At 73.2% G+C, this 6169-nt stretch carries 4 protein-coding genes and 1 pseudogene; 3 read left to right on the top strand and 2 right to left on the bottom strand.

The genetic code is table 11. From position 1 onward, the window contains the following. Both ACOJTC_RS27040 and ACOJTC_RS27035 read right to left on the bottom strand, forming a co-directional pair. Nucleotides 1–621, bottom strand: a pseudogene (locus ACOJTC_RS27040) (zinc carboxypeptidase); the annotation flags it as partial. A 376-nt stretch (nt 622–997) separates the two neighbouring features. Beyond that, on the bottom strand, nt 998–2230 hold the full coding sequence (locus tag ACOJTC_RS27035; protein WP_204923063.1) for a PucR family transcriptional regulator: 1233 nt from the start codon (nt 2228–2230) through the stop codon (nt 998–1000). Nucleotides 2231–2452: 222 nt separating this feature from the next. Here ACOJTC_RS27035 and ACOJTC_RS27030 point away from each other — a divergent pair, with 222 nt between their 5' ends. The 3 genes from ACOJTC_RS27030 to ACOJTC_RS27020 all read left to right on the top strand — a co-directional run bounded on the left by ACOJTC_RS27030 (nt 2453) and on the right by ACOJTC_RS27020 (nt 6105). After that, a complete protein-coding gene (locus tag ACOJTC_RS27030) occupies nt 2453–3370 on the top strand; it encodes a dihydrodipicolinate synthase family protein (protein WP_357935487.1) in 918 nt (305 codons plus the stop codon). Nucleotides 3371–3569: 199 nt separating this feature from the next. Next, on the top strand, nt 3570–5615 hold the full coding sequence (locus tag ACOJTC_RS27025; protein WP_420118993.1) for a M6 family metalloprotease domain-containing protein: 2046 nt from the start codon (nt 3570–3572) through the stop codon (nt 5613–5615). A 37-nt stretch (nt 5616–5652) separates the two neighbouring features. Further along, on the top strand, nt 5653–6105 hold the full coding sequence (locus ACOJTC_RS27020) for a hypothetical protein (protein WP_420118992.1): 453 nt from the start codon (nt 5653–5655) through the stop codon (nt 6103–6105). Nucleotides 6106–6169: the final 64 nt, after the last annotated feature.

Raw genomic sequence — 6169 nt, 5'->3', positions numbered from 1 at the left:
GATGTTCTGGGTGCCGCCGGAGCCGATCTCGGTGCCGGGGCCGCTGTCCCGGGCCACGGTCAACGTGCTGGTGGAGGTCTGCCCCTGGGCCCACTTCGCCTCGACCGAGAGCACCTGGTTGGTGCCGGAGGTGTAGTAGTCCGCCCGGATGATCTTCACGTCGGAGGTGGCGGCGCTGCGTTCCAGGGTCGCCGTGTACGACCGGTTCTCGGCCCGGTGGGCGGCGATCGTCGCCTCGCGCTCGCTGATCCGCTGCGCGGAGTCGTCGGCGTCGTGCAGCACCGCGCCGACCCGGTAGCCCATCCGTTTCAGTGCGGCGACCTCGGTGGGGGTGACCACGGCGTGCACCACGATGCCCGCCTCGGTGGGCGTGACGTGGTGGTCGAGGTCGACGCCGGTGGCGACCAGCGCGTCGAGCTGGGCCGTGCCGTCGACCGTCACCTCCACCACGTCGGCCTGCTCGTCGGCGGAGCGTTCGAGCACGGCCGGGGCGTCGGCCTCCCGGTCGGCCGGGGCTGCGGTGCCGGCGGTCGCCGGGCCGGCGAGCAGCAGCAACGCCACGCCGGCGGCCGTCGCGGCGGGTAACCGCCGCCAGCGGCGGGGGAGTGCGGAACGGGACATCGCGGGCCACCTTTCCTGGGGGTGCGAGACGGGCCGACGGCGCGCGGCAGCGCCCGCCGTCGGGCGGGGTGCGAAACGGGGAGGTCGGACGCCGACAGTCGGGCGACGGTGGGCGGCCGGACCGCGACGTCGACCCGCCGACGACGGGGGACACGTGGTGTCTCCCGGACGCGCGGGGCGACGGACCGGCGCCGAACCGGTCTGCGGGACGGGCGTGGGGGGCGTACCTGGTTACGGTCGGTCGTGGGGGCATTGCCGATCGGTGCGCCCATCCTGGCCGTACCCGCTCGGATCTGTCAATGATCTGTCCGGACCGACACGGGCTGTCACAGCGGGTGTCCTCTCCCGACGGTCGACGCGGTGACCCCGCGACCGCTCAGGACGCCGACCGGTAGTGGCCGGTGAGCCGGCCCAGCTTCATCGCCAGGTGCAGGCACAACCGCTCGTTGCCGTCCTTGAGGTCGGTGTCGGCGAGCTGCTCGACCCGTTGCAGCCGGTAGTAGAGGGTGGTCCGGTGCAGCCGCAGCTTCTCGGCGGTGGCGTGGGCGTTGCCGGCCAGGTCGAGGTACGCCTCCAGGGTCTCCAGCAGCACCTGGTGGGCGTCGTCGCGCAGCAGCCGCTCCAGCCCGGGGTGCACCCCGGCGACGTCGAGGTCCCGGCCGTCGAGCTGCGACAACACCCGGTAGATGCCCAGCCCGGCCCAGGAGACCACCGGACCCAGCGCCGGCAGTTGCACCCCCACCCGGGCCGCCTGCACCGCCTCCCGGTAGGACTGCACCGCGTCGACCAGCCCGGGACGGGGCTGACCGATCCCGGTCACCGTCCGCTCCACCGAGGACAACCCCCGGGTCGCCTGCCGCAGCACGTCGTCGAGGTGCCCGGCGGCGGCCTGCGGGGTGGGCCGGCCGGCGATCCGGCCCCCGCAGATCAGCAGCACCCCGTGGTCGGGCCAGACCATGTGCAGCGACTCCCGGACGCCGAGCCACCGGCGGGTCGCCACCAGCGCCTGCTCCAGGGCGATCCGGGCCACCTCGTCGGGGTGCCGCCCGTCGGCGGGGGCGAGCTGGGCGACCACCGCCGTGGTCGTGCCGTCACCGGCGACCGTGCCCTCCTCCAGCAGCGCCCGGACGGCGTGCGCACGGGCCTGCGGGCTCTCGACCAGCAGCGTCCGGGTGGCCTCGGACTCCCGCTGCGAGGCCAGCTCACCGAGCAGGTTCTCCCGGTAGAGGGCCAGCGACAGGTCGGTGAACGCACCGGTCGCGGTGGCGATGTCGGCGTCGGTCATCGACCCGTCGTCGTCGATGAACCAGACGAAGCCGAGCAGCAGGTCGTCGTGCCAGATCGGCACGCAGACCCGGGGGAGCAGGTCGAGGTCGACGTCGGCCGGGGTACGCACCGGCTCACGGGCGGTGAGCACACCCATCCGGCGGAACCAGGCGATCACCTCCGGGGTGGTCTGCCGGCGCAGGATCGACATCCGGCGTACCTCGTCCATCGGACCGTCGTGTTCGCTGTAGACGACCACCCGCTGCCGACGGTCCTCGATGAGGGCGGGACGCCCCACCCGCGCGGCGACGGCGTCGACTATGCGCTGAAGCTCACCATGCATGGATCTCCCCTGGTTGGCTGCGCGGCAGGGGGTGCGACAGCCGGTGCCCTACCCTGTGCGGCCGGTGGGCCTGTGCGCAAGGTCCACCGGGGATCTACCGACAAAAGGACGGCCCCCACGGCGACTGTTCCGGCAATTGTCCGAAGCACCGTGGTGATCGACGATCGTAAGGTTCCGGTGCGGTGGGCAGCGGGCCGCCGGCGCGCAGGAGGGAACGCCCGAGTGACAGCTGGTAGGCCCTGGCGGGGGGTGCTGGTCGCCGTCACCACGCCGTTCCGCGACGACCTCGGCGTCGACTTCGACCGGCTCCAGGAGCACGTGCGCTGGCTGGCGGAGGCGGGCTGCCACGGGGTGACGCCGTGCGCGTCGGTGGGGGAGTACCGGGCGCTGTCCGACGACGAGCGGGCCGACGTGGTGCGGGCCACCGTGCAGGCCGCCCCGCCGGGGTGCGCGGTGCTGCCCGGGGTCGGCGGGTACGGCAGCCGGCAGTCCCGCCGCTGGGCGGAGCAGGCCGCCGCCGCCGGGGCGCACGGGGTGCTCGCCCCACCCCCGGACGGCTATCCCGCAGGCGACGCCGACGTGGTCGCCCACTACCGCGAGGTCACCGCCGTCGGCCTGCCGGTGGTGGCGCACAACGACCCGTACGACACCCGGGTGGACCTCACCCCGGAGCTGCTGGCCCGGGTCGCCGAGACCGACGGGATCGTCGCGGTCGAGGAGTTCTCCGGCGACGTACGGCGGGTGCACCGCATCCGGGACCTCTGCCCGCACGTGGACGTGCTGGCCGGCGCGGACGACGTGCTGCTGGAACTGGTGCTGTGCGGGGCCCGGGGCTGGGTGTCCGGCCTGTCCAACGCGTTGCCCCGCCCGGCCCTGCGCCTGTACGACCTGTGCGCCGCCGGTGACCTGGCCCGCGCGTTGCCGCTCTACGCCGAGCTGCACCCGGCCTTCGGCTGGGGCTCCCGGCCGGAGGCGGTGCAGGCGATCAAACTGGCGATGGACGCCGCCGGGCGGTTCGGTGGCCGGTGCCGCCCGCCGCGCGGTCCGCTGCCGCCGCCGGCCGCCGCCCGGCTGCACCGGGACCTGGTCCGGGCCCTGTCGGTCACCGTCGATCCGGTCACCGACGGTCGTCCCCGCTGAACCCCGCGGCCGGACGTGACCCGCCGCCGGTCCTTCAGGTGTCGGAAGCCGCCGGGCCACCTGCCGACATCTGCACGGTGACCGGCCCCGGCCCGTCCTCCTAGATTCGCTGCGCGGCCCGGTGTGCGGGCGTCCCGGCAGCCACCCCACGGGACCCCGGTCGCCGGCGACCGCGTCCCTCCCGACGAGAGGTGAACCCGTGCACCGTGCTCCCCGTAACACCCCCCGACTGCGGCGTCGCGTGCTGGCCGCGGTCCTGGCCGGCACGCTCGTGGCGACCGCCGCGACGCAGGCTGCCGCGGCCCCGGCCAACCCGGCCGGCGGCACCGCTCCGTTCCAGGTCCTCGACCCGCAGGCCTGGCAGAACCCCGACACCATGACCTGGGACGACTACCGGGCGGTGCCCGGCAAGAACTGGGCCGACCCGAGCGTGCGGGGCTCCCTGCGCAACTTCAAGATCGCCCTGGTGGCGCTCGACTATCCGGACCAGACGTTCGCGGTGTCCCAACGGGCCCGCTCGACGGTCTTCGGCAACCCCCAGTCGGTCGCGGCCAACATCCCCCGCGCCGACGTGCCGAAGTTCTACCAGGACTTCCTCAACACCCCGAACACCCTGAACAAGGGGCACACCCTGCACGAGTACTGGATGCAGGACTCCAACGGGCGCTACGGCGTGGACCTGGCCGGGTTCGGGCCGTACCAGATGCCGGCGAAGTCCTACCAGTACGGGCTGGACAACAGCTTCAACCCGGGTGCCTGCCCCAGCGGGGACACCTGCAACAAGAACATCCGCACCGACGGGCTGGGCGCGTGGCGGGCGGCGGTCGGTGACGAGGTCGCCAACCAGTACGAGCTGGTCTTCATCCTCAGCGCCGGGCAGGACGAGTCGTCCACCTGGCAGGAGTTCGGGCAGATGATCTTCCAGAACAAGGAGGACGTGCCGGACTCCTGGGGCCCGCCGGACCCGAACCTGCCGAACTGGGCCAAGACCCGCTACGTCGAGTGGACGTCGTGGAAGGCGGCGGCGACGCTGTGGCCCAACGCCGGTGGCGGCTCCTCCACCCAGGGGGAGAGTTCCGGCATGGGGGTGTACGCCCACGAGCTGACCCACCTGCTCGGCATCGGCGACAACTACAACAACCCGTACGGCGAGCCGTTACGACGGGCGTACACCGGCATCTGGAGCATGATGTCGCGCGGGTCGTTCAACGGACCCGGCGGCCCGCACACCCGCTGGCAGATCCCGCCGACCAACGGCGGCTCGATGGGCTCGCTGCACACGGTGCGGGACAAGCTCAAGATCGGCCTGCTCGGTGAGGAGCACGTGCTGCGGCTGTCCCGGGAGGCGCTGGCCTCGTCCGGGCTGGTCACCGCCCAGGTGACCGCCCGTGCGGTCGACGCCGGCCCGAAGGGGCTGACCGGCGTGAACATCGCCCTGAACAAGGACCTCTCGCCGGCCTGCACGGTGGCCACGAACCCGCTGTGCGACGGCGGGAGCTTCAACAACTACACCGTCGAGGTCGTCGACCGGATGGGGGCGGACTCGTTCACCCCGGACCGGGGCGTGCTGCTGAGCAAGACCAAGAACGCCGACAGCGCGCCGTTCCAGTGGGTGGTGGACGCCAACCCGCAGGACATCGACATGATCGACTTCTACCGGCCGGACGGCACCCCGCAGAAGATCACCATGGGTGACTACCGGCAGCTCTCCGACGCGCTGTTCCACGCCGGGGCGGACACCGGCAGCCAGTACGAGTACGTCGACGAGGCCAACCGGCTGCACTTCTACATCATCGACCTCAAGCGGGACGCGGCCGGCTCGCTGTCGTACACGGTGGCGGTGCGGTCGCTGGACGGCACCGGGGGCCCGAGCACCCACGGCGTGTCCCTCGGCAAGGGCGAGGTGACCAGCACCGGCAAGCCCACCAACCGGGGCGTGACCTGCTCGTTCGAGCTGACCAACAGCGGCACCTACTCCGCCGGCGGCCAGCAGCACCCGGAGGACGCGACCGCGTACCTGAAGTCGGACGTCTACCGGCTCTCGGCTGAGGTGGCCGGTAAGGGCTGGCGGACCTGGCTGCCCAACCCGCTGGCGACCGCCCAGTTCGGCAAGTCCACCACCGTCCGGGTGTCGGTGGGGGCCACCGCCGCCGCCGCGGACACCGGCTTCGTCAAGCTCACCGCGACCTCGGAGAGCGACCCGTCCAAGACGGTGACCAAGCAGTGCCGGGTGGAGAAGTCCTGACCGGAGTCGACCCACGGCACGGGTGGGAGGAGACCATGTGCGGCTGACCACGAGTGCCCGCCACGGCGTCGGCGCGCTGGCGATCCTGCTGCTGGCCGGGGTCGCCGGCTGCGGTGGCTCCGACGCCGGACCGGAGGCGGTCACCCCGACCACCGTCCGGGTCCTGGTGCGCGACATCAACATCCGGGCCGCGGGCGTGGACTGCGCCGGTACCGGACCGTACCTCTACTTCCACCACCGGGCGCCGTTCCGGGTGCTCGACCCCGACGGGGCGGCCCTGGTGACCGGGACGCTGCCGGCGGGCACGGCGGTGGCCGCGTTCGCCGAGGACCTGGAGGTGGAACGGGTGCCGACCTACTGCGAGTTCGCGGTGCCGGTGCGGGTGCCGCAGCGCACCGGGTACCGGCTGGAGGTGGCCGGCCGGCCGGCGCTCGACCTGACCCCGGACACCAGTGTGGGTCCGGCGCTGGTCGCGGTGGTGCCGGCGTGAGGCGGCTGCTCGCCGGGCTGCTGGCGGTGCTGGTGCTGGCCGGCTGCACCGCCCGACCGGCCGA

This window comes from Micromonospora sp., from assembly GCF_048594385.1.
GTDB lineage: Bacteria > Actinomycetota > Actinomycetes > Mycobacteriales > Micromonosporaceae > Micromonospora > Micromonospora wenchangensis.
This window is presented reverse-complemented; position numbering and strand designations above follow the sequence as displayed.